Raw genomic sequence first — 22,802 nt, 5'->3', positions numbered from 1 at the left:
GGAATGATGGAGTGAACGAGGAGCTCGCGGAGCATCTCGGGCACCTGATCCGCATCAAGTTCCGGTTGGCGTCGACCGGTGGTGCGCTGCGCGGGGATGGCGGGCGTCCCGATTCCGTCGCCACGTGAGAACGCATCGCGGTCCTCGTTGACGAACCCTTCTCAGTGACTATTCGGCGGTGGCCTCGAGATAGGGTTCGAGCTGCGCCTCGCGCATCACCGAGAATTCAGGAGCGGCGTTGGCGGTCATCGATACGCCGTACACCCCAGGCACGGGCAGCGAGTTGTACGCGAACGGGTTGCTGGCGTAATAAGCACCGGTGTCGAGGAGTGCCACGATGTCTCCCGGGACCAGTGCAGGCAACTCGCGACCGCGCGCGACGAGGTCACCCGCAAAGCAGCACGGGCCGGCGACGTCTTGGACAACGGTGTGCTCCAAGCTCTTCGCATCACCGCTCTGCGAGAAAGCCTCGATACGCAGAGGCCACGCCACAGGCATGAAGATCGTGCGCGTGGCGATCTGCGCGCCGGCGTGGGTGATTGCAATATCGCGCCCGCCGACCTGCTTCGTGTACTCGACGTATGCGGCGATGAAGCCTTGCTTCGCCAGAATACTCCGGCCGAATTCGGTCACGATGGCGTAGTCGCCGGAGAACAGGCGGGGAGCGCCCTCGCCGAGCACGGCAACGTACTCGTCGAACGCCGAGAGGGGAGCATCGGTCTTGAAATCGACGGGAAGTCCGCCGCCGATATCGAGGGTTTGGATCTGCGCGAACCCGGCCCGCGTGTTCACCTCGTCGGCGAACCGCACGAGCTCGTTCACGCCCTGCCCGATGAGCGGCAAGGGGCAGCCTTGCGAACCGACATGCGTATGTGCCCTGCGCAACCATGGATGCGCGAGATACGCCTCGATGAGTCGCTCGCGCATGCCCGGGTCCTCGAGCGGTATGCCGAATTTCGAGTGCACGCCCGCGGTGCTCATTGCGGCGATGTCACCGGTACCCACCTGAGGGTTCAGCCGGATCCCGATCTCCGAGGTAGAGGGCCTCTCCTTCACGATCTGTCGCACTCGCTCCAGCTCTTGGAAGTTGTCGATATTCAACGAGACGCCAAGCTCGAGCGCGCGGCGAAGCTCCTGCCACGACTTCGCTGGCGAATCGAACACGATGCGTTCGGGGGTGAACCCCGCCTGCAGCGCCGCCGTCAGTTCGCCGTCGCTCGCGACTTCAGCACCCATTCCGAGCTCCCGCAGCCGTGCGAGTACAGGCACCAACGAGTTGGCTTTCACCGCGAATGCATGCAACGTCGAAAGGTCAGCAGGAAACGCGTGCATGAGGTGCTCGACATTCAACGTCACCCGCTCCCAATCCACGAAAGCGGCGAGCGGCGCGCGCTCGGGGTGCAAGATCCCCCTGTCGGTAGCTGCTTGCAGAATGCGTGACCGTCTCCCGGTATCGCTCATGTTCGTCACTCGTGCACTTCCGTCTCCGCTTGAGGGCGTGGCGTCGCCATTGCCCGGCTCTGCTGCAAGACTAGGATTCTTTGGAGTTCGGCGGATCAGTCCACCGGGATGACTTCTGACCTCGAATTCATACCGACAGGATGAGATTCGGCCACGCACGAGACCATATGGTGAATCGTGTCCTCGCGGAGCGGCATCGGACAGGTCCCCTCAAGTGCTGCGACAGGACGACGGCAACAGTGAGCAGCTCCGTGTGCGGGTTCGATCAATGATGAAGAAAGATATGACATGACAAACGCTTCCGTTCCGGGCACCGCCGCACAGACAGCGAAAACAAGGCCGCACGGCACCACCATCACCTTCTTGCAGGGCGTGGCAATCATCTTCGGCGCGAACATCGGCGCCGGCATTCTCGCGCTGCCCTACGGTGCGAGGACGGGCGGAATCCCCGCCCTACTAATCGCACTTGCCATCGCCGGCGTGCTCACTACGGCGTCCATGCTGTACATCGCCGAGGTCGCGCTGCGCACGAAAGAGCCGCTGCAACTGGCCGGATTGGCGAAGAAGTACCTCGGAAACACCGGATCATGGCTCGTTTTCGCCGGCGTCGTCGTGAACGGGCTCGGAGCGCTCATCGCGTATGCGTCGGGCAGCGGGGGTATTCTCTCGGCGATGCTCGGAATCCCCGAGGCGCTCGGAAGCCTCCTATTCTTCATCCCAGGAGTGGTCGTGGTCTGGTTCGGACTCAAAGCGACTGGTCGCTCTGAGCAGGCAATCACGACCGCGATGCTCGTGCTCATCCTCGTGCTTTGCGCCTGGACGTTCGTTGGACCCGGCATACAGCTCAGCAACATTTCATACGTGCAACCGTACTTCATCATCCCGATCGTGAACCTCGCGGTGTTCGCGTTCATCGCGCAGTACACAGTCCCCGAATTGGCGCGCGGTCTCGCCGAACACAACCCGAGAGCGCTCCCCCGTGCCATCGTGGTCGGCATGTGCGCGACAGGCTTCCTACTCGCACTCGTCCCGCTCGCGGCGCTCGGCATGATGGGCCCGGATGGCATTACCGAAGTGGTCACCGTCGCATGGGGCCGTGAACTCGGCGAGCTCGCGTACTACCTGGCGAACATCTTCGCAGTGCTCGCGATGATGACCTCGTTCTGGGCGATCGCACTCACCCTTATGACGAACGTGTTCGACCGCTTCAACTGGCCGTCAGAGAACGCGCCCGGGTACCGGGTTGCCGCGATTCTGCTCGTCACGGTCCCGCCGCTGCTGATCGGCGTGTTCAAGCTCGCCGGATTCGTATCCGCGCTCGGGTACGCGGGCGGCTTCGCCGGCGCGATCATGTCGGTGATCCCGGTGCTCATGCTGCACAAGGCGCGCAAGTTCGGCGATCAAGAGCCCGCATGGAAAGCGGGATGGATCTCGCATCCGATCATCCAAGCGGTCCTCATCATCGTCTTCGGCCTCGCCTTCATCTATTCGCTCGTCTCCGCGTTCGGGCTCGTGCCCGACGGCTGGGCGTGATGATCTGCGTCCCGGCAACCTCCGCGATCACCGCGTTCTCGATCGAGAATGTTCCGGTCGCGGAAGTCGCACTCGGCGAGGTGTTCGAGTGCGAGACCGCGGACTGCTACGGCGGACAAATGGGTTCAGAAACAGTGCTTCGCCCGGAGATTGACATGGCGCAGTTCAACCGCGCGACGGGTCCGGTGCGTATCGCGGGGGTGGAAGTCGGAGACGCGATCCGCATCGACGTGCATGCGATCGATATCGCCGACCACGGTGTTATGGCGCTTTCCCCGGGACTCGGCGTGCTGGGCGACCGCGTTCACCAGGCGGACACGCGCATCGTGCCGTTCACTGACGGAAACGCCTGGATCACGCCGGACACCCCGGTGCGCATCGCTCCCATGATCGGTGTTCTGGGCGTGGCGCCCGCGGGCGAGGCGATCGGGTCTTCGTGGCCCGGCGCGCACGGGGGCAACCTTGACACGCGCGTGCTGCAAGCCGGCTCGTCGCTGCTGCTTCGCGCCGCCCACCCCGGTGCACTGCTCGCGGTGGGCGACCTGCACGCGGTGCAGGGCGATGGCGAGCTCGGCGGAACCGGCGTCGAGGTTGCCGGGCGTGTTCGCTTGAGCGTCGAGCGGGTGGCGTATGCGGGTCGGTTGCCCGCCGTTCGGCACGCAGAGGGGCTGAGCATCCTCGCGAGCGCAGGGACGCTTGACGAAGCTGTTCGGCTCGGGTTCTCCGAGGTCGTGTCGCTCATCGAAGCCTGGCGCGGCCTGAGCTGGGCTGACGCCTACCGCACGTCGAGTGTGATCGTGCGTGCCGAAGTGAGCCAGATGGTGAACCCGCTCGCGACGGTCCGTGTAACCATCCCGCGCGAATGGTGCCCCGAAGACCTCTACGCGGCGTCACTGCTGTGAGCGACACGCACACCATTCTGCTGGTCGAGGATCATCCCATCGTGCGCCTCGGGCTCGCGACAGTGCTCGGCGCCCAAGACGACCTCGAGATCGTCGCAGACGCGGCGTCAGCCGCGGAGGCGTTGACGGCCACCGCCCGGTACCACCCCGACCTCGTCATTCTGCCGCTCCGACTCGGGGGCGTTCGGGACGGTCTCGAACTGTGCCGCGAGATTAAGTCGATGGAAGACGGGTTGAAAGTGATGATGTACACGTCTTACACGGGCAAGACGGACGCATCGCTCGCGTTCCTCTCGGGCGCCGACAGTTTTCTCACCAAAGATCATCCCGAGGGGCGCCTCCTGGAAACCGTTCGGGCCACGGCGCAGGGGCACCGTGTGTGGGATCTCAGCGCCGATACGGGAGAAAGCGCTCGGAAACTCGAAGCGCGCGTGCAGGAGTCGTCACTCACGCTGCGCGAGCAGGAGGTGCTCGGATTCATGCTGCAGCGATACTCGAACTCCGAGATCGCGCGAGAGCTGTTCGTGAGCATTCCGACCGTGAAGACCCATGTCTCGAATGTGATCCAAAAGCTCGGCATTGAGAGCCGGAAGGACCTTTTCGAGTAAGCGCGGGTGGCAGACCTCCCGGTCATCGTTCCTCTTTAGCAGGGCGTCCCTCGATGAAGGCGGAAGCGCCCGCGCTAGATCTCTAAAGGGTCGTTTCCCGCCCGCCCTTGCTGCTCAGTGGGTCGACCCTTACTGCTGAGTTTGATCAATCACTTTTCAACGGCGTCCATCCCAGCGAAAGAAGGCGAGCGACGTCGGCGCGATTCCGATCTGAGGCTTCAGACCACCCCTGCCCACCATTGATGTCTGCCCCCTGGGCCACGCGTCCCCGGGCCACGCGAAAGCCGACATCCTCCACAATGGCGTCAGGAGCATTGCCGCGTCGCACGCCGACCCGGCAACTCCATTCGGGATCGGCCCAGCCTCCGCCTTGGAGTAGCCGATAGTCGGCATACCGTGCCGGGTCGACGCGGTCCCAGCACCATTCCCAAACGTTTCCGATGGTGTCGAACAATCCGAACCCGTTTGCAGTCTTATCGCCCACTGGCTGAGGACCATCCACGCCATCGAGCGCAGTCCATCCGATGTGAATGAGCTCACCGTATCGTGGCCTCGTCTGGCCTCCCATGCTGGCGTAAACCCATTCGGCTTCTGTGGGCAACCGGTATCCGTCCGCCGTGGCATTCCGGCGAACAGCACCCTCGTTGGTCGTATAGGCCATCTCAAGTCCTTCCGCATTGGAAGCCGAGTTGCACCAGGCAATGGCGTCCAGCCAGCGAACACCGGATGCAGGGGAATCGGGCCCAGCCGATCGCGAGGTGTCAGGCGAATCCGGGTCGAACTCTCTCGCTCGCACTGGGACCGCACTGATCATGAATGGCAGAAGCGCGACGGAGCGTTCGGTCGATCGGCGAGCGTCCTTCAAAGTCACCGTTCCGCCGGGAATCGAGACCACGTCCATGTATGAATCTTAAGCGCCATGCTGAAGATGCATGATTGCCGGATGTAGGTGTCGATGAACCGCCGTTTGCGAGACGCATTCAGACTTCCCAAGGTCTCGGCGCGTTCCAATATTTGTTCCAGAACTCTGGTGTCGTCCCGGTCCACCGTGTACCCCATACATAAGCCTGGGAACGACGAAGCCGCCCCTCCCAGAGCTTCGGGAGGGGCGGCTTTCTTGCCGTTCAAATCAGGTCGGGGTTATTCTTTGCGAACCGCTCCGCCTCCTCCTCGCTGATCGCGATCAGTCCGCGCGGAGTGTGCGCCAGGGCGTTGAGCGCGCGGACCCACACTTTGCTGAGCTCAGGCTCCTTACTCCCAGAGAAATGGAACGCCGTCGTCGTGTACGGCGAGATCCAGATCGACATGCGGCCTTCGCCTTGATCGTGGGGCTTTTGCCAGCTCAGAAAGAAGCACTCTTGCTTCTTGAGTTTTTGTCCAATGACCATCTGTAGGTGAGCCAGTAGTCGATCCTCGAACTCGTAGTCACGCCCAGCATGCTTTATGTACCCCATGACCGCCATTCTCACATCTTCTATGTCGCGATGTGAGTTGTAGTTGTAGTTGTAGTTGTAGTTGTGTAGACCTTCCCGCTCCGGCGCGTTGGAAGCGTTAAGAGTTCGCCTCAAGACCCAATATGAAGGGTATTAGTGTGCGCTCGACGAGCGGCCGGCGTTCTGATTGGGGCAGCATGAGGCACTGTACCGTGACTCCGTCGATCATTGCGAAGAGCTGCGATGCCGCGTGGTCTGAGAGTTTTCGGCCGATGAACCATCGCCGAAGTTCTTCATCGAGTTCAGCCGAGGCGGCGGCGAGCTCCGGGTCGGCAGCTGAGATCGCGGCGTAGGCGAGCCAGACTCGAGCGCGGCGCTCGCGTCGATCGTCCAGGGGGAGCCACTGCTGTACGAAGTCCATGAGTGTGACGGGCTGCGCGGCGACCACGTCCGCGAGAAACTGCTCTCCCGCGTAATCGAAACCGGCCCGCACCAGTTCGCTTTTCGTTCGGTAGTAATACTGTACTTGTGCTGGGGATACACCCGCCGCCGCGGCAACCGTACGGACGCTGAGGGCTCCGACGCCTTGTTCGGCGAGGACAGTCAGCACGCCGTCGAGTAAGTGGGGGACTGTCATCAGTCTCGTGTTCGTCGGGACCCGACCATCGACCACGTGGTCGCCACGATCTCGATCACGCCGAGCACTGCGAGTACCAGGCCGACTTGTCGCAAGCCGACGACAGGGGTTTCGACGTCAAGGAAAGCGAAGAATATCACCAGCCCCCCGACGATCATGACTACACCGACAACGAGTGCCCACGCGTGCTTGCTCATAGTTTCCCTCTCTCAATACGAATGTACAGTACGACCGTATAGGCCGGTGTGAGGCGTTGTCAACGTGGGGTCAATGGGCATCTAGCAGAACCGAGCGTGAGCGATGCATGACGCCGACGTTCTGTTACTGGACAGAGAGCCTGCAGATAGGTCGTTGATCGCTGAGGAGCACCGGCTTATGTACAACCACCTAAACAGGTCGAGCCGGTATCGGCGAGGCTCAAGGAGGAAGAGGCCGCAAGGCACATCAAAAACAATCCTGACCTGATGCAAGCACACCGCCCGTCCTCGCTCGCAGGACGGGCGGTTACATTTTCTCCGAGAACATGCCCCAGCTTTGTTGGCATGACTGCTGTCATCGTCCAAAAGGTTGAGATTCGATTCAACCTTGTCCACGATGTTCACTAACGCGATGCCTGATGAAGTTGATGACATGGCAACTTCTCGTGTTCGCACACCAATTTCCGTCCGATTGACTTCCCGGACTGGTGCCTGGGTCTCGCTCGGCCTCGTCCTCTTCATCATGGTTGCGCTCTTTGGTGCCTTCGGGTCCGCTCAAGCGCCAGCGAGCAACGATCAGGCACCGAAGAATTCTGAATCCGCACGCACGAGCGAACTCATGGCGAAGTTCCCGAATGCAGACCGCCAGTCGGTGCTCGTCGTCGCGACCCGCGATGACGGTGCGAAACTCTCTTCCGAAGAGACCGCAACTCTCGAAGGACTTCTTCGCGTACTTGATACCCGTACTGACGCGGAATCAACCGGTCCGACGGTGAGCGAAGACGGTGAGGCAGCGGTCCTCATCGCGCCGATCACAGTCGGTGAAACTAGTACGGACACAGCAGCAGTGATCAAAGCACTGCGTGCCGATATCGCTGACCACGCGCCGACGGGCATGACCTTGCAGGTGACCGGTGGTCCGGCGTTCGGCGCGGATGTAGCGGCATCGTTCGAGGGCGCAGACTTCACCCTGCTACTAGTGACGGTCCTGATTGTCGCGATCTTGCTCATTGTGACCTATCGGTCACCCGTGCTGTGGTTGATACCGCTTGTCGCCGTCGGCCTCGCGGATGGGCTCGCGGGTCGCGTGACAGCCGCGGCAGGCGCTGCATGGGATCTGCAGTTCGATGCGGGCATCATCAGCGTGCTCGTCTTCGGCGCGGGCACGAACTATGCACTCCTGCTGATATCCCGATATCGAGAGGAGCTGCACAGCACTGAGGATCATCGACAGGCGCTGAGTGCGGCATGGCGGAAGACGGTCCCTGCGATTCTCGCGTCGAACGTTACCGTTGTGCTCGCGTTGCTGACGCTCGTGCTCGCCGTGATCCCCGGCACCCACGGACTTGGGATTTCCTCCGCGATCGGGTTGCTGATCGCCCTCGCCGGAGTGCTGTTCCTGCTCCCACCACTGTTGGCCGTATGCGGAAGAAAAGTATTCTGGCCGTTCGTGCCCCGCCCCGGTGAGACGCCGAGGCAGGGCCGTGCATGGCGGAGCATCGCATCAGGCGTAGTACGACGCCCGATCGCGAGCCTCCTGGCTGGTACAGCGCTACTCGCGGTAATGATGACCGGCCTTTTCGGCACTTCGGTTGGGCTCGACCAGGTCGAGAAATTCCGAGTGCAGTCTGAGTCTGCGACCGGTCTCGAAATTCTCTCCGACCATTTCCCGGCCGGTGAGGCGCAGCCGATCTTCATCGTGTCCAATACAACGGAGGCTGATGAAGTGCTCGATGCTGTGGGAGGTGTTGCAGGCGTCGTCCGTGCGCATCCGATCGGAACCACAGATGACGAGTCGCTCACGAAGATCATGGTGACCAGCGAGTACGCGCCGAGCACTGATCAAAGCTTGGACCAGATCACGCAACTGCGAGACGTGGTGCATGAGGTGCCCGGGTCGGACGCGGTCGTGGGTGGTGCGGTCGCCACCGACCTCGACTCTCGCATCGGGAATCTGCAAGATTTCTGGTTGGTCGCGCCGCTCGTGCTCGCAGTGAGCTTCCTCGTGCTCCTAGTTCTGCTGCGTTCAGTCCTCGCACCAGTGCTGCTGCTGACGGTGAACCTCGCGAGCGCGGTCGCCGCGATCGGTGCCGGTGCCTGGCTGAGCCGAGTCCTGTTCGGTCAACACGCACTCGACCTGCAAGTACCACTGCTCGCGTTCCTCTTCCTTGTCGCACTCGGTATTGACTACACGATTTTCCTCGTGCACCGCGCCCGCGCAGAAGCTCATCTGCGTGGCACCCGGGAAGGCATGGTCGAGGCGGTCGCCCACACCGGTGGCGTTATCACGAGCGCTGGCATCGTCCTCGCGGCAGTATTCGCTGCGCTCGGCGTATTGCCGCTGGTCACGCTCGGTCAGCTCGGCTTGATCGTAGGCGTAGGAGTGCTCGTCGACACCCTGGTGGTTCGCACGGTGATCGTGCCCGCGATCTTCAGTCTCCTGGGTGATCGCATCTGGTGGCCGGGGAAGTTCGTTGCGCGGCAGGGAGAATTGACGCATGAACCTCGTGAACGCGCCGTTGATACGCACTGAGACCGTGGAGCCAGCTCCGGCTGGCCCCACGGTGCGGGCGATGGAGATCGGGCAACACGGCATCGCCGCACTCTTATCTCTGATTGGCACCATTCGTGCTATAGGTGATGGCACCTCGGTGTCAGCGGCCATCATCGCAGGCATCGCGATTCTCGCTTGGCATACCGCCGGTACGATCCTGCCTTCCCGAACTCACTCGCGCCGGGCCGTAGTGTGGTGGCTGGTCGGATTTGCTGGGATCTGGATTGCCGTGGTCACGGTTTCAGCAGAATTCGTGTGGGTCGCGTTCCTGCTCTGGCTGCTCGCCGGTCACCTGCTCCCGATCCGCTGGGGCCTATTGTTCTCGACACTGGTCCTAGCCGTGGTGATCATCGCACCAATCCTCCACCACGGTCTCACCAACTACGCGATCGTATTTGGGCCGCTCATCGGCGGTATTTTCGCATTCGGGATCTCACGCGGCTATCTTCAGCTCCTCCGTGACGCGGCTGAGCGTGAACGCCTCGTCGACTCGCTCAGGCGCGCTCAGCAGGAGATGGCCGGTCTGCAGGACGAACTCGCTCTCGCGCAGCGACAATCGGGTGCGATCGCGGAACGCACCCGAATCTCCCGCGACATACACGACACCATCGCACAGGCACTTTCATCTATCCGTCTCCTCGCCCACGCCAGTGCTGCACGCGCCACGGACGCAGAGGTCGCACGCACGCTCGAACAGGTGGAGGGGCTTGCAGGCGACAGTCTCGCCGATGTGCGACGGATCGTCTCCGCGCTCGCACCCGCCGAACTCGAGGACAACGCCCTCGCTGCAGCACTCCAACGCATGCTTGACCGATTCCAAGATGAGACGGGGCTCCACGGTGAGTTGCACGTCGATACCGGGCTGCCGACGCTTCCTATCGAGGTGGAAGTGGCGCTATTGCGCTCTGCCCAGTCGGCCCTCGCAAACGTCCGCCTCCACGCCGGTGCGACTCGCGTTGCCGTGAGCCTGATCGACGCAGACCGAACGGTCCGACTCGACATCGCTGACAACGGAGCAGGGTTCAACGTCCCCGTCTGGGAGCAGAGCGCGCAACCTGGAAGTGTGTCCACCAGCTACGGGCTCCGCTTCATGCGAGCACGGTTACGAGAACTCGGCGGTGGCATCGATATCGAAAGCACTTCGGGGGAGGGCACCGCGATCTCCATTCATCTCCCGATCTTTCACAACACCGGCCCAGCGGCGAACATCGAGCCAACACCCGAGGAGATGGCATGACCACCACCGTATTGCTCGTTGATGACCATCCCGTCGTCCGCAGCGGACTTCGCGCCGTACTCAACACCGATACCGTGCACGTTGTCGGTGAGGTTGCAACTGGTGAGGAAGCCATCCTCCTCGCGGACCACCTGCACCCGGATGTCGTGCTCTGCGACCTCCGTCTCGGAGACGGGATGAACGGCATCCAGACCACTGCTGCTCTGCGCGCACTCGACCCCGCCCCGGCTGTACTCATTCTCACTACTTTCAATCGCGACGCCGAGATCCTCGGCGCCATCGAGGCCGGCGCCACCGGGTACCTCCTCAAAGACGTCGCACCGGAAGTCATTGTCGAAGGCCTTCAACGCGCAGCGCGCGGGGACATGTTCCTCGCCCCTGACCTCGCACACCGCGTGCTCAAAGGCATGCGAAACCCGCCTCCACGCCTCACCGTTCGGGAAATCGAGGTGCTGCGCCTCATGTCGACGGGAGCCTCGAACAAAGACATCGCCAGCGCCCTATTCGTAACGGAGGCGACAGTGAAGAGTCATATCGCGCACATCTTCACCAAACTCAACGTCGACAGCCGCTCTCGTGCCATACACCTGGCCCAAGAATCCGGCCTCATTTAGTACCTGACGTTCGATAGGAATCCCTGCTGTGAAGACGCTGCTCAACGCCGCATTCATCTACATGCTCGCCGGAGTCGCCTCCGGACTCTTCTACCGTGAGTTCACGAAGGTCAACGGCTTCCCTGAAGGGAAGTTCACGCGGCTCGGGTTGGCACAGACGCACCTCCTCACACCGACATACCTACTGTGACAGTCAGCGGCGGGTATGGCTCTTCGGTGCAGACGGCACTTCCGTCCGACGTCCACGGCCTTAGCCGCGATGGATACGCAGCCGTCAGACCTGTCGATGTTGTAGACCAGCTCTGTGTCGGCGAGTACGGTTGCGGGTCTAACTCGGGCTGATATGAGCGTTCTCCATGTAGACAGTGTTTTGCAGGCGTGGTGGCGTTGCCGTAATGCGATCGAATATCCTGGCGCGAGTGGAGTCTGGCTTCTTGGAAAGGTGGGCGTCTTCATGGAGTCCCACCTTCCAATTAAAGGTGCAGAGGAATTCACTCGGTCGGCACGAGAAGTCGTTGAGTATCTGGCAGCTAACACGCCGCTCACGGATTGGTCTCTCTCGCGTGTTACCAATGGTGAGCAGGTGCATGTCCATGTGCATCATCAGCAACTTATCGCTGCGGGCGACCGTATTGAGTGGAATAAGACGTTCTGCAGCCGGATGGCGAGAGGGGCAGCTCATGTTGTGCGTGACGCGCGTACCGATCCTGACTACGCAGATCTGCAGGCAGCTCAAAAGGTGGGTGCGTACGTGGGCTATGTCATCGAAGACGACACAGATGAGTTGTTTGGTGTTCTCTGCGGAGTCCGTCGCGCTCCACTAGTGGCTGATGAATACGTAGACGAAGAGCTCGTACGACTTGTCAGCGAAATGCTGTCAACTCAACTCAAGCTTTCACGAGTGGTGGACCGCGAACGACGCAAAGTGGCAGTTGCTGAAGCGTTAGCGCAGTCTGACGAGCTGACTGGGGCGCTGAATCGGCGCGGATGGAATCGTGTCATAGCGGATGCGCAGGAACGCCTGACAGCATTCGGAGATCCCATAGCGGTCGCTCTATTCGATCTCGATAATTTGAAAAGCGTCAATGATCAACATGGGCATGACGCCGGCGATCGGCTCCTTCAACAAGCTGCTGCGGCACTCAAGCGTGCGAGTGCCCCTTCGGACAGGATTGCCCGGATCGGAGGCGATGAATTTGCGATCCTGTCCAACGGTGTCTCGCCGCAATCGATGGAACGGCATTTCGGTCCCTTCCGCCATGCTCTTGCTTCTGCCGGACTTTCTGCTGCGAGCGGGTATGCCGCTGCTACACCGGCCGACGTGACGATCGAGCAAGCGTTGAAATCGGCAGATACTGCGATGTACGCCGACAAACGAAACGGTAGAAGCCTCCGAGGATGAAACTCCGGAAGGCCACGGAGGATGCTAGTAGCCCCCCATAACACGGTGCGTAGAAGGCCGGCGCTGGGAGAAGATGACGGCGAGATCAGGTCTTTCCTTTCTCCCGTCACATCAGTTTTCCTTCGAAGTTCGGAGCGAAGGATTCTCACTGTGAAACCGTGATCCGACCGCTTTAACTGGGTTTGCGAGCTGGATATGTGACAGCACCGTCGGAGACTCTGGCACCAGGGCTCAGCTCAGCAGGCTTCACTTGATTCTTACCAAGAATGTGCCAAACTCTTTTCCCTTGAGCCAAAAGATGGTCTGCGATGATCCGTCGATGGCATCGCCACCACACGGCCTCTGCACACATCAGGACCGAACGATGAGAGGTGCGTTGTTCGTACAGCTCCATGAACGCTTCTTCGAATTCCTTCGACAGTGCGTGGTCTGCATAATTGTGGAAACTTCGGTTTTCCCACCATGAATTCACCTCGAACGGGACCACTTTGCTGACCGGTCGCCGACCAGTAAGACCTTCAAACCGAACCAACTGAATTCCCTGCGCAGCAAGAGAGTCGCGAAGAGCTCCTTCGTTGAACTGAGGGTACTTCGTCGAACCCGGTAACTTGCGAACGTCAACGACTCGATGGATTTTGTTGTCTGTAAGGAGGTCAAGGAACTCATCAAGGGAGAGGTTGGAGTGCCCGATCGTCAGAAACGACCGCCGTAGATCACTGCTCACCTTGAGCTGATTCCTTTTCATTGAGATAATGCGGGCCTTGTTCACGATCACACAGCAATTTGTCACATTGAGATTCTCCCGAAATGCCTCGTTCGTGATATTCACGACTAGTCACGTGAGCTTGGGGGAACCATAAAGTTCAAGTTTAGGTTGAATTAACTTGATGCAAAACAGCGACATCTTGAATGTCGATGAACCGAAAGGGCAGCGGTGCGGGAGTGGACTTCTCGGAAAACACCTTCATGCGCTCCCTAGACACGATGTTTCTCAATTGCTTGAGACTGCTGATGCTAATTTGACGCGCGTCCCGTGTCGATAATCCATTCGAGGCATCGCCTTGTATAGGGGGCGTATCCGTTCGCTTCCGACACTTGCTGCTTGACGGTCGGGTGATCGAAGTACAGGCGAGCCTCTTCGTATCCGGGGGTCTGCAATCGTCGGAAAAAATCGACAAAGGCGTCCATATCCGCGATTTTTGGTTGCTCTGCCGTGTTCAAGAACGGGCCGTGGGAAAGCAGCGCGAGAAGGCGCTCTAACCCGTCTTCACCAAGGAACTCAGTGAGCTCAAGAGAGAGCTCGTTTGCGTCGATGTCGCACGGCCCTTGGTGTGTGATCGCGAAACCAGACGCCTTGTGAGCGTCCGTTATTCGCCATGTGACTAGTGCATCGAGCAAGTCATAGATTTCTTCATGACACGCGTCGCAGTACCAGACGGTGGTCTTCAACTTCTCTCCTTTTGTCTCTCCTATCGATCATGGCGTGAGCATGAGGGGAAAGCCATTCGTGCGCCGCACAGACGCAATACGGCGAGGAGAGAATCGTGATCCACTTCATTTGGAGCAGCGCTATTGCGCCGAGAACGCCGCGAACGCTCTCAAAGTCGCCCAATGTCAAGTACTACCGCCGATGTAGGAGTCGCGGTTCGATTTGGGTACTTGGCAGCGTTCTGCGGGGAGCCTCCTTACAGCTACCTGCGTATGAACAGGAGCTCTCTTGGGATCAATCCGATATGACGGTCTAACCACACACTTTGACGACAGAGTCCTCTCTCATCTGCAGATCATCATCGTGCAAAAACTCATGCGAGAAGAAGCCATCTTAATGTCCTGGAAGGACAGCGCAAGCGCACGAGACGGCCGTACCGCAATCTGGGTTTCCCCACAGACCACCATCACATTTAAGTTCCTCGGAAGCCGTGTCCCAGAGATCAACAAGGACTGGTTGCTGCGACTTGGTGAATCGGCCAACTCGACCGCAGGGCTCATCGTCACGAAAGAGGATGGAACGTTGGCTGAAGCGGAAGCGACGGGCAACAGGTACCCGGGCAGCATGCGAACCGACAAGTAAACCGGTCAACGAAGTTCTCAATGCCGTAATGAACTTTCTGAGTAGTTGTGGCGATCTACGTCTTGTTTTCGCTCCGTGTGCGCAGCGGAATGTAGGGCCGAGATGCCTCCAGTAGCGACTGTTTACTGTTCTTCTGGGCTAGCTTCCACCACGAATCAAGGGGGTGTCCTTGCCTGACGAAGGACACGATACTTAGAACTGTCGCACTTCCGGAAGCGCACGTCTGCGAAATGCGACGAATCGGCTGATGGTCGTCTCGTTACCCATGGCGAGGCGGCCATTCGCCTTTCCAAACACTTCCGAAACTCTGCACGTCGTCCATGAGCCATTCCGCGCGACTCAGTGCGAAGTGATTTCTTACAGGTTAGGGCAGAGCCAATATGGTGCAGCGAACAAGTGGAAACGGTGCCAGTAATGACTGAACAGAACCCCACCCTCGAAGGAATGGGTCGACTGCAGCCGACGCGGGCTCGCGCGACCGACTTCCCTCCGATCGCCAAGGCGTATACGCGGGTATCGCAGGTCGTACGCGAATCAGGGCTGCTGCGCCGCGCGCACTGGTTCTACGCCTCCGTGGCGCTGGCCATCACCGTGGCCCTCGGCGGGGCCGTCACCGGGTTCATCCTGCTGGGCGACAGCTGGTTCCAGCTGCTCATCGCGGGCGCTCTCGGCATCATCTTCACGCAGATCGCCTTCCTCGCGCACGAAGCGGCGCACCGCCAGATCCTGGCGTCGGGCCCGGCGAACGATCGGCTCGCACGCTGGCTCGCCGGAGCAATCGGCATGAGCTACTCCTGGTGGGACTCGAAGCACAGCAGGCATCACGCGAACCCGAACAAGGTCGGCAAGGATCCAGACATCGAGGTCGACACGATCTCGTTCATCGAGGAGGATGCCGTGCAGGCGCGCGGGTTCGTCCGGGCGATCACCAAGCGTCAGGGCTGGTTCTTCTTCCCACTGCTGACGCTCGAAGGCTTGAACCTGCACTTCCACAGCTTCAAGTACCTGTTCAGCAAGGAGCCGGTCAACGGGCGCTGGACGGAGCTCGCAATCATCTTCGCGCGCTTCGCCATCGTGCTCGTGCCCGTCTTCCTGATGCTCCCCATCGGTATGGCGTTCGCCTTCCTCGGCGTGCAGCTCGCCGTCTTCGGCGTGTACATGGGAGCCTCGTTCGCGCCCAACCACAAGGGCATGCCGGTCATCGCGCACGATGCGAAGCTCGATTTCTTCTCGAAGCAGGTGCGCACGTCGCGCAACATTCGCGGCGGATGGTGGGCGACCTGGCTCATGGGCGGATTGAACTACCAGGTGGAGCATCACCTCTTCCCGAGCATGGCGCGCCCGCACCTGTCGAAAGCGCGGGCGATCGTGCGCGAGCACTGCCGCACCCTCGACGTGCCGTACACGGAGACGTCGCTGTGGCGCTCGTACGCGATCGTCGTGGACTACCTGAACCGGGTCGGCCTGGCGGCACGCGATCCGTTCGACTGCCCGATCACCGCGCAATACCGCAAAGCGTAATTCTCAATCGATCCTCTGAGGGCCTGTTGCTCGAGAAGCGATCCGAGTACCGTACGGGCATGCACATCCTCCTCATTCTTCTGTTTCTCGTGGCAGTTGTGATGATCGCGTGTGGTTTCTCATCGATGGCCTCCTCTGGGTAGCGGTCGTCGGAATCGTAGTGCTGGTCGTTACATTGCTAATCTCTCTCTTCCACCAAAACACCCCGAACTCGTAGCCAAACCCGTTGACACCGGTCGGTCCTTTGACCGTGTTCACGAATGGTGAATCCGAGCCGTGAGAATGGAGTTCTTTCTGGAGCTGCTCACGATCGCCGTTAGGAGCTCCAACAGGGCGTTTATCTCTGAGATTCAGACTTCGACGGCTGTGGAGTCACACGCGATCTAATCCGGCGGGAAGCAGGGAGAAAACAGGCTTGTGTCAGTGACGACGAGCTCAGCAGTGTTCACACCACTGTTGTGTACTCCTGAAACGTAATGACACCGTCCACGACTGTCCATACGTACCGGCAGTGTGGGGAGATCATCCGGCGCGGTTGTAACGGGGTCGCCGCCGAACACCGCGAGATCGCCGACTGAAGCGATCAGGCACGGTCGTGGAGGGTGATGTGATACCCGTCAAGGTCTGCAAATGTGAAAGTGCGACCGAATGGTCCGTCGAGTGGAGCAGCCACGATCTTGTGACCGTCGGCGACAAGAGCATCGTGGATCGCCTGGGCGTCAGCGGCATGGAACCAAATGGCCGCACCAACGCCCGGACATGGTGCGGTGTCGAGGTCGACACCGGAGGCGCGATCGCGGAGCGCAAACGCGATCGGCTTCGTTTCGAAGACTACTGCGTGGGGAGGTCCTGTCTGTGAGCGGACGAGGCCGAGGTACTGCTCGTAAAACGCCTGTGACGCGTCACGATCGCGAACTTGCAGGGAGATGAAGTCGGGCCCAGTAGCGGCCATAATGTCCTCTTTCGTTGTAAGAATACTGACATGTACCAATGTATGTCAGAATACTTACATGAGTCAAAGTGGGAACGCAGTGAACTTAGAGACTTCCATGGGCTACCTCATTAAGGAGGTGTCGGTCGCCCTGCGGATCGCGATGGAGGAAGTGCTTCGACCGCTCGGAATGAGTGTCACCCACTACTCGTGTCTCGAACTACTCGCACAGCGACCAGGACTATCGAATTCTGACCTCGCGCGCGGAACGTTTGTCACGCGGCAATCCATGAACGTGCTACTGCAAGCGCTTGAACGCGACGGGTTTGTGACGCGTCCGGCGGGAGCTCGCGTGGGACGGATTCTCCCAGCTCAGCTGACCGCGGATGGCCGAGCACAACTGGAAAAAGCGACGGTTGCGGTGCATTCGGTCGAGCTGCGGATGCTCAACGACCTCACCGATGTCGAGCGGGAAACTGCCTTCCGGGTGCTGCGGCAAATGGTCTGGTCTCTGCAAAGCTGCGCCGATGTCGACGGGCCTGTTGCGGAACCTATATAGACACCGCCGCACAGGCTCCACGACGAGACCGTGTCGCGTATCAGTGCTGCAATCCCGTTTTGCGTTTTTCCGGACGGCTCTTCTCGCTCTGCCTGAGGTGTCCAGCCCCAGCAGTAGACTGCTGCACCTCAAGCGGGATTGCGGCCCCTTGAAAGAGCATCGCTTACTTGGTCGCGTTGGGGTGGCTTGTGTGCACTTGCTCGAGGTACACGTTTTGCCCGTCAACGTAGAACCAAATTCGTGCCGTGCCACCTGCCGTGGGCTTATGCTGCCAGCGATCGTAGGTTGCCTGGTTTCGTGTCACCTCACTGAGAGCGCCTTTGAGTGGGTAATTCGTCGGAGTGACTTGAAGCGGCGTTCGAGTAAGAAAGTCCCAAGCCTCGGTCACAGCGTTTCTGTGGGTGGCGAGGAGGTCTCGCCACCCAGCCTCTGCTGAGCGAGTGGCACAAATGATCGCGTACTCCGACTTCTTGACGGGCCGTGGAACATGATGCTTCCTACTCATGCACTGGGAAGCCCGACGGGGATATCTTCATCAAACCATTCCATCGGCTGTACACCGAGACCTGCTGCGACTGCTTCGGCGGTTTCCTTCCAGGAAGTGAGTGCAGCCGCGACGAGATGAGGCTGTTCCGTCGCGAATGAAGCCCGTGCCGCAGCAACAAGCTCGGCGGCACATGCAGCTTGATCCACCTGAGAAAGGGCAAGCATCCACGGGAATCGATCGGACATTCGCTCAGCGAGAGTTCCACGATCATCGGTAGTGACTGCAATCAACGTAGCCGCGAACTCAAAGAGCGTCCGATGCGCCCGAGAGTCACGTTCGCTCATCAGAACAAGAGGCTCTGCATTACGGCGAGTCACTGTAACGGCATGCGATTCAGCGGCCGCAAACACCTCGGCTGAATTACGGCTGAGCTCTGAAGATTGGAACTCCGTGCGTGTAGTAGTGACGGTCATGGAGCCATCATACTTCAGAATGTATTCAGAACTCTCTCGGTTTGCAGCGCTGACAGCGGAGGCTTAAGAGTGAGGTTCCTACGGTCCCGAATCACGACGTTGATGGGTGGCCGGATCGGTATTCACTTCGGTCGCTTCCGGCTCTTCAATTTGATGACGAGTGTGGTGTGTAACAGCAAATTGTCGCGCAGCTTCGACCGCATCTTCTTTATCAAGAAAGTTTCTCGAGAGGTGCGGGGCTCCTTCGACCTCATTGACCCACTGGCCATTTTGGGGCCTTGTAGTCACATCGAAGGCACTCATTTCGCTCCTTTCCTACTTCGGCAGTGTTGGTCCCGATGAAGTCTCAAGGTGTTTCCATCCGAGGAAAGCATCAGTACTTTTCGAGCCCGTTCACACTCAGCCGCGGCCGCGAGCATCTCGAGCACGTCGGGATGCGGTGAAACCATATTGTTCGCCACATGCATGGGTTCGTCAACCAGGTGGCCCGTAGTGAAGCGGGAAGCTACCTTCGAAGCATGATGGCACCGAACCCCCGCAGCTTAGGCGACAACTTTCCCGACGATCCGCGCTTCTTTGAGGAGGATGCCGGAGTAGGTAGTAAAAACGTAGACGATGACGCCTCCCAGGGTGTCGAGCCCCCTCGGAAGACTGAGAGTGGGCAGGATTTTCAGAACCCAATAACGGAGGAAGACGTCGCATCGGGAGGCCCCGCAGATCCGTCGCGCGACTAAGCCCAGCCCATGACTGACCGAGCATCCGCCAGACCATGCCGAGCTACATCACTGTCGACAGGACTTGACACTCTAAAAGACCAGAGGCGATGACGTTGAGGATCGCCCCACCAGCGTCGGAGCCGAGGGTAGCGGCGAAGGCACTGGTGAGGTGAAGAGGCCCGAAAAAATTCGTCCCCAAGTCGCCGTGTATCGCAGAGGTCTTATCACCAACCCGCTTCGTCACCGCATGAGACGGAGCGGGGAACCGTGCGCGGCCTATTCTTCGTGCCGCATTCTCTAGGTGCTGAGCTGGTCGTCGAAGTCCGAGCCGCTTACGAGGAAGTGTTCCTTTGAGTTGACCATGGGAGCTCTGGGGTGGATGCTGGCGCACAACGCATCGTCCCGGCACCGGCCGTTTCGAAAGCCGTTCCATATGCGAGCAGCGCTAGATCCGTGTATGCGGCTCCCACGAATGTGAGTCCCACAGGCATGCCAATGTCAGCCATGATTCCCATGGATACGGTCACCGTGGGGAGTCCGACATGGCGAAGGGCGTAATTCCCATGAGAGAAGAGGGTTCCATTTGCCCACGCCGCATTTGCTGCGGTTGCGTCCACGTCAGCGTTCCACGGCCCGACATCTGCATTTGCGGGGAACACCACCGCGTCGAAATTGTGGTCACGGAGCCAGTCTTCAAAAAGGTTTTTGCGCAGATCGACGAGTGCTCGCAGACCTTGCGCGAATTTGGGATGTTGTCGAGGGTCCGTGATCCCCAGACGGGCGTGCTCGACGATGTCTTTGAACCGGTCATCATGGTTTCCGACTCGTTCGTAGCGATCGGGGAGTGCTCCCGGCGGCGTTGGATAGATCTGGGTTGAGTCGACGACACCGAGCGACGGGAGCGTCGGATCCCCGTTCGCGCGCAAGAAGTCGTCCCACCCGAAGGCGAGGAAATGCTTGAATTCGATCTCCGACCAATCTGCCGGAAGGTCGCCCAGATCTCCGAGATACTTCTGACCAGGACGGTCGCCTTCGTAGGTTGATATGAGAGGGAAGTCCGTGGTGATCACCTCTGCGCCGAGGAGTTCGAGACGGGCCTTTGCCCGGTGCCACCGTTCGAGGGTCGACGCTCTTGCGTGAACTGGGTAAGAGGGGTCTTGACCGAGATACATCGCCGGGACCGCCAACCGCTTGCCTTTGAGTGCACTCGGATCTCTCAGATCAAGGTATGACAACGGTCGGTATTCACTCGGCTTGGGAAGCTCAATCACGTTTTGGTGACGCCAAAAGTCGCCCCGAGTGTCCTCATCGTCCTGTACGAGCACGTCGAGCAAATGGAGCATGTCGTGCATCGAGCGCGTATGCGGTACCACTACGTCTCGCGCAGGGAATAGAGGCCAGTTTCCACGAATGGAAAGGATTCCCCAAGATGGCGTATACGCACAGAGGGCATTGTTGGAAGCCGGGCTTCGACCTGATGACACTGTTTCCTCACCCATGCCAAACATGGCGAGGTTGGCGGCCGTAGACACAGCAGAACCGTTTGACGAACCGGACCCGTACGCTGCCGCCAGGTACGAACGGTTGTAAGGACTCTCTGCTCGACCGTAAAGTCCACGCTGCATGCCACCATCTGCCATCGGAGGCATATTCGTCTTTCCGATGAGTACAGCTCCGGCTTCTTTCAATTTGGCTACCGTGAAGGCGTCCCACTTTGCGATGAGGTTCTGGAATGCCGGAGAGCCAGCGGCGACGGTCAAGCCTGCGGCCATGTAGGAGTCTTTTACGGTGAATGGCACGCCTTCGAGAGGTCGGGCGCACCCGGATTGCCAGCGTCGATCTGATTCGGCAGCCGCCGCTCGCGCCTGCGGGTTGAGTACGACGACGGAGTGCAGGCCGTCGGGGCCGAGGTCATAGGCCTCAATCCGGGCAAGGTACTGATTGAGTAGCCAGGTCGACGTGATTTTACCGTCGCGTAGAGCAGCGAGAACACCTTCGATGTCTGCCTCAACTAGGTGGAATGGTCTTGTAGAAGCCATGAGTAGTTCCTCATTCAGTTCTCGTGCGGATGCGTAATTCGCGCCTCCTGTCGTAGACGATGCATAGTTCCGGGAGGTGATTCGCTCTGCAACCAGTGTTTCAGGTCTAGTGCATACTCTTTGCGGTCCAAACATGCCAATTCAGCTCGTCTTCGTGTGCTTAAGCAGGCTATTCTGAGTTGATGGTAGACAACTCGGTTCCTACTTTTCTGCGATCCCTCACTAGGGGCGACCATCAGGGGTGGCAGAGGCTCATCGAGGAGCTCGAACCGGAAGCCCTGACAAATTCGCTTCTCGCACTGTTGGAGCAGGTTGACGGATACCAGTCGACCCCAATTCCGCTATCGGAGATCCGTCGAACGACTCTTCTCTCCTTTACTGCCATCATTGAGGGCCTTCGAACCGGAAATCTGGATGTCACCATTGCTCATGAGATCGGAACTTCAAGAGCACGAGCGGGTATACCCCTGAGCTCCCTTTTGACTGCAATCCGCTATGACTTTTCGGTCCTCTGGGACGCGCTCGTTCGTATCGCAGATGAACGGGATGCGAGTCTCATCGTGCGGAACACTCGAACAGTTCTTCACGCCGTCGACGAGTACGTGGGACAGGCTCAACGAGCGTACCTTTCCCAGGTCCAGCTCATACGGGAAGAATCTGCGTCGATACGGCGCGAACATATTGAGTCCCTCTTCCAGTATCGGCACCTCACCCATGAGCATCTCGAGATGGTCGCAAGAGAGCTCCAAATCCCTGTCAACGCTCCGCTATTGGTCGCAGCAGCCGTCCGGGGTGATCGTTTGGCACTGCAGTCCTGCGTATCTGAACTCCACAACCTTGGTGTGCCATTCCATGCCCTTCACTTTGAGGGGGCCACCCTCGTCTTCACCGAGAAAACACATCGCCCGAGAATGCTGATCGAAGATCTCGAAGAGCGGCTCAAAGCGCTCCGGGTGGGGCTCATGATTGCTGGTGGAGGTCTCTCTGATCTTCGCCGCGCCGGAATGCTTGCTCGTGATATGGCTCTTATGCTCTCACCAGATGAAGTTGGAGCCATGACTTGGGAGCGGGGGTGGGCTCGTCAAGCGGCACGCAGTCTCCAGGCGGCTGAGTATCCAGTGCTTGCCGACGTAAATGCGGCACTGTCGCACTGCAGGGAAACGAAGCGAGAACGGATTCTCGAAGCCGTACATAGCTATCTCGAGACAGGAAATGTCGGGGAATCAGCGCGAGAACTGTATTGTCACCGCAATACGATCTCGAAGCATCTGCGGCAGTTCCAGGACATCACCGGGATCGACGTCACAGTGCCGAAGCAGGCTGCCCGTCTTGTTGTTGGGTGGGCGTAAGGACTTCTCTATGGGTATTCAATTGATCAACTTCGTAAGCCTGGCACTTGCTCATGTGCGGCTCGTGTAGGGCGGACC

General features: G+C 59.6%; 23 protein-coding genes. 12 read left to right on the top strand and 11 right to left on the bottom strand.

The features are described from left to right. Positions 1-168: 168 nt before the first annotated feature. Positions 169-1,461 (bottom strand): type III PLP-dependent enzyme domain-containing protein, encoded by a 1,293-nt coding sequence (locus JSQ98_RS09475; protein ID WP_211649444.1) that lies wholly within the window; start codon positions 1,459-1,461, stop codon positions 169-171. Between the two features lie 288 nt (positions 1,462-1,749). On the opposite strand from JSQ98_RS09475, the gene JSQ98_RS09470 reads away from it, so the two are divergent. The 3 genes from JSQ98_RS09470 to JSQ98_RS09460 are packed head-to-tail and all read left to right on the top strand — an operon-like array spanning position 1,750 to position 4,504. Continuing rightward, the gene (locus JSQ98_RS09470) at positions 1,750-2,994 is read left to right on the top strand and encodes an aromatic amino acid transport family protein (protein WP_211649442.1); all 1,245 of its coding nucleotides are present in this window, start codon (positions 1,750-1,752) and stop codon (positions 2,992-2,994) included. After that, positions 2,886-3,896, top strand: a complete 1,011-nt coding sequence (locus JSQ98_RS09465) for an acetamidase/formamidase family protein (protein ID WP_346728766.1) — start codon at positions 2,886-2,888, stop codon at positions 3,894-3,896. The genes JSQ98_RS09470 and JSQ98_RS09465 overlap by 109 nt, the downstream gene beginning before the upstream one ends. Beyond that, on the top strand, positions 3,893-4,504 hold the full coding sequence (locus JSQ98_RS09460; protein WP_211649438.1) for a response regulator: 612 nt from the start codon (positions 3,893-3,895) through the stop codon (positions 4,502-4,504). The genes JSQ98_RS09465 and JSQ98_RS09460 overlap by 4 nt, the downstream gene beginning before the upstream one ends. A 145-nt stretch (positions 4,505-4,649) precedes the next feature. On the opposite strand, the gene JSQ98_RS09455 is transcribed toward JSQ98_RS09460, so the two are convergent. From JSQ98_RS09455 to JSQ98_RS09440, 4 genes are all read right to left on the bottom strand, one after another. After that, entirely contained in the window at positions 4,650-5,405 is a 756-nt protein-coding gene (locus JSQ98_RS09455) for a formylglycine-generating enzyme family protein (protein ID WP_211649437.1), read from the bottom strand. Positions 5,406-5,628: 223 nt separating this feature from the next. Continuing rightward, complete coding sequence (locus JSQ98_RS09450) at positions 5,629-5,958, bottom strand: DUF7882 family protein (protein ID WP_211649436.1); 330 nt, start codon at positions 5,956-5,958, stop codon at positions 5,629-5,631. Between the two features lie 97 nt (positions 5,959-6,055). Continuing rightward, positions 6,056-6,574: a TetR/AcrR family transcriptional regulator gene (locus JSQ98_RS09445; protein ID WP_211649435.1), complete on the bottom strand. Its 519-nt coding sequence runs from the start codon at positions 6,572-6,574 to the stop codon at positions 6,056-6,058. Next, positions 6,574-6,771 carry a DUF5708 family protein gene (locus tag JSQ98_RS09440; RefSeq protein WP_211649434.1) on the bottom strand — a complete coding sequence of 66 codons (198 nt, stop codon included), beginning with the start codon at positions 6,769-6,771 and terminating at the stop codon, positions 6,574-6,576. The genes JSQ98_RS09445 and JSQ98_RS09440 overlap by 1 nt, the downstream gene beginning before the upstream one ends. A gap of 433 nt (positions 6,772-7,204) precedes the next feature. On the opposite strand from JSQ98_RS09440, the gene JSQ98_RS09435 reads away from it, so the two are divergent. The 5 genes from JSQ98_RS09435 to JSQ98_RS09415 all read left to right on the top strand — a co-directional run bounded on the left by JSQ98_RS09435 (position 7,205) and on the right by JSQ98_RS09415 (position 12,578). Next, positions 7,205-9,304, top strand: coding sequence for an MMPL family transporter (locus JSQ98_RS09435; RefSeq protein WP_211649432.1), 2,100 nt, complete (start codon positions 7,205-7,207; stop codon positions 9,302-9,304). Next, complete coding sequence (locus tag JSQ98_RS09430) at positions 9,270-10,562, top strand: sensor histidine kinase (RefSeq protein WP_211649430.1); 1,293 nt, start codon at positions 9,270-9,272, stop codon at positions 10,560-10,562. The genes JSQ98_RS09435 and JSQ98_RS09430 overlap by 35 nt, the downstream gene beginning before the upstream one ends. Then, entirely contained in the window at positions 10,559-11,176 is a 618-nt protein-coding gene (locus JSQ98_RS09425; RefSeq protein ID WP_211649428.1) for a response regulator, read from the top strand. Before JSQ98_RS09430 ends, JSQ98_RS09425 begins: the two co-directional genes overlap by 4 nt. A 28-nt stretch (positions 11,177-11,204) precedes the next feature. Then, the gene (locus JSQ98_RS09420) at positions 11,205-11,366 is read left to right on the top strand and encodes a DUF2871 family protein (protein WP_211649427.1); all 162 of its coding nucleotides are present in this window, start codon (positions 11,205-11,207) and stop codon (positions 11,364-11,366) included. A gap of 264 nt (positions 11,367-11,630) precedes the next feature. Next, on the top strand, positions 11,631-12,578 hold the full coding sequence (locus JSQ98_RS09415) for a GGDEF domain-containing protein (protein ID WP_211649426.1): 948 nt from the start codon (positions 11,631-11,633) through the stop codon (positions 12,576-12,578). Between the two features lie 172 nt (positions 12,579-12,750). Here the strand turns inward: JSQ98_RS09415 and JSQ98_RS09410 are convergent, their stop codons facing one another. Both JSQ98_RS09410 and JSQ98_RS09405 read right to left on the bottom strand, forming a co-directional pair. Then, on the bottom strand, positions 12,751-13,353 hold the full coding sequence (locus JSQ98_RS09410; RefSeq protein ID WP_346728765.1) for a DUF488 domain-containing protein: 603 nt from the start codon (positions 13,351-13,353) through the stop codon (positions 12,751-12,753). 239 nt (positions 13,354-13,592) lie between these two features. Continuing rightward, a complete protein-coding gene (locus JSQ98_RS09405) occupies positions 13,593-14,027 on the bottom strand; it encodes a hypothetical protein (protein ID WP_211649425.1) in 435 nt (144 codons plus the stop codon). Between the two features lie 268 nt (positions 14,028-14,295). On the opposite strand from JSQ98_RS09405, the gene JSQ98_RS15560 reads away from it, so the two are divergent. Both JSQ98_RS15560 and JSQ98_RS09400 read left to right on the top strand, forming a co-directional pair. Beyond that, positions 14,296-14,649, top strand: coding sequence for a DUF7882 family protein (locus JSQ98_RS15560; RefSeq protein WP_488153838.1), 354 nt, complete (start codon positions 14,296-14,298; stop codon positions 14,647-14,649). A 444-nt stretch (positions 14,650-15,093) separates the two neighbouring features. Further along, complete coding sequence (locus tag JSQ98_RS09400) at positions 15,094-16,170, top strand: fatty acid desaturase family protein (RefSeq protein WP_211650490.1); 1,077 nt, start codon at positions 15,094-15,096, stop codon at positions 16,168-16,170. A 583-nt stretch (positions 16,171-16,753) separates the two neighbouring features. Here JSQ98_RS09400 and JSQ98_RS09395 read toward each other — a convergent pair. Continuing rightward, positions 16,754-17,122, bottom strand: coding sequence for a VOC family protein (locus JSQ98_RS09395; protein WP_211649424.1), 369 nt, complete (start codon positions 17,120-17,122; stop codon positions 16,754-16,756). A 58-nt stretch (positions 17,123-17,180) separates the two neighbouring features. Here JSQ98_RS09395 and JSQ98_RS09390 point away from each other — a divergent pair, with 58 nt between their 5' ends. Continuing rightward, positions 17,181-17,660 (top strand): MarR family winged helix-turn-helix transcriptional regulator, encoded by a 480-nt coding sequence (locus tag JSQ98_RS09390; protein ID WP_211649423.1) that lies wholly within the window; start codon positions 17,181-17,183, stop codon positions 17,658-17,660. Between the two features lie 501 nt (positions 17,661-18,161). Here the strand turns inward: JSQ98_RS09390 and JSQ98_RS09385 are convergent. The 3 genes from JSQ98_RS09385 to JSQ98_RS09375 form a co-directional block, all read right to left on the bottom strand. Beyond that, entirely contained in the window at positions 18,162-18,620 is a 459-nt protein-coding gene (locus tag JSQ98_RS09385) for a prevent-host-death protein (RefSeq protein WP_211649422.1), read from the bottom strand. 78 nt (positions 18,621-18,698) lie between these two features. Then, a complete protein-coding gene (locus JSQ98_RS09380; protein ID WP_211649421.1) occupies positions 18,699-18,923 on the bottom strand; it encodes a DUF2188 domain-containing protein in 225 nt (74 codons plus the stop codon). 745 nt (positions 18,924-19,668) lie between these two features. Beyond that, the gene (locus JSQ98_RS09375) at positions 19,669-21,375 is read right to left on the bottom strand and encodes an amidase (protein WP_211649420.1); all 1,707 of its coding nucleotides are present in this window, start codon (positions 21,373-21,375) and stop codon (positions 19,669-19,671) included. Positions 21,376-21,557: 182 nt separating this feature from the next. Here JSQ98_RS09375 and JSQ98_RS09370 point away from each other — a divergent pair, with 182 nt between their 5' ends. Beyond that, positions 21,558-22,724, top strand: a complete 1,167-nt coding sequence (locus JSQ98_RS09370) for a helix-turn-helix domain-containing protein (RefSeq protein ID WP_211649419.1) — start codon at positions 21,558-21,560, stop codon at positions 22,722-22,724. The last annotated feature ends 78 nt before the right edge of the window (positions 22,725-22,802 follow it).

The sequence above is a fragment of the Leucobacter manosquensis genome (genome assembly GCF_018304845.1).
GTDB classification, from domain to species: domain Bacteria; phylum Actinomycetota; class Actinomycetes; order Actinomycetales; family Microbacteriaceae; genus Leucobacter; species Leucobacter alluvii.
Note: the sequence above shows the minus strand (reverse complement) of the source record. Positions and strands in the feature narration are given on the sequence as shown.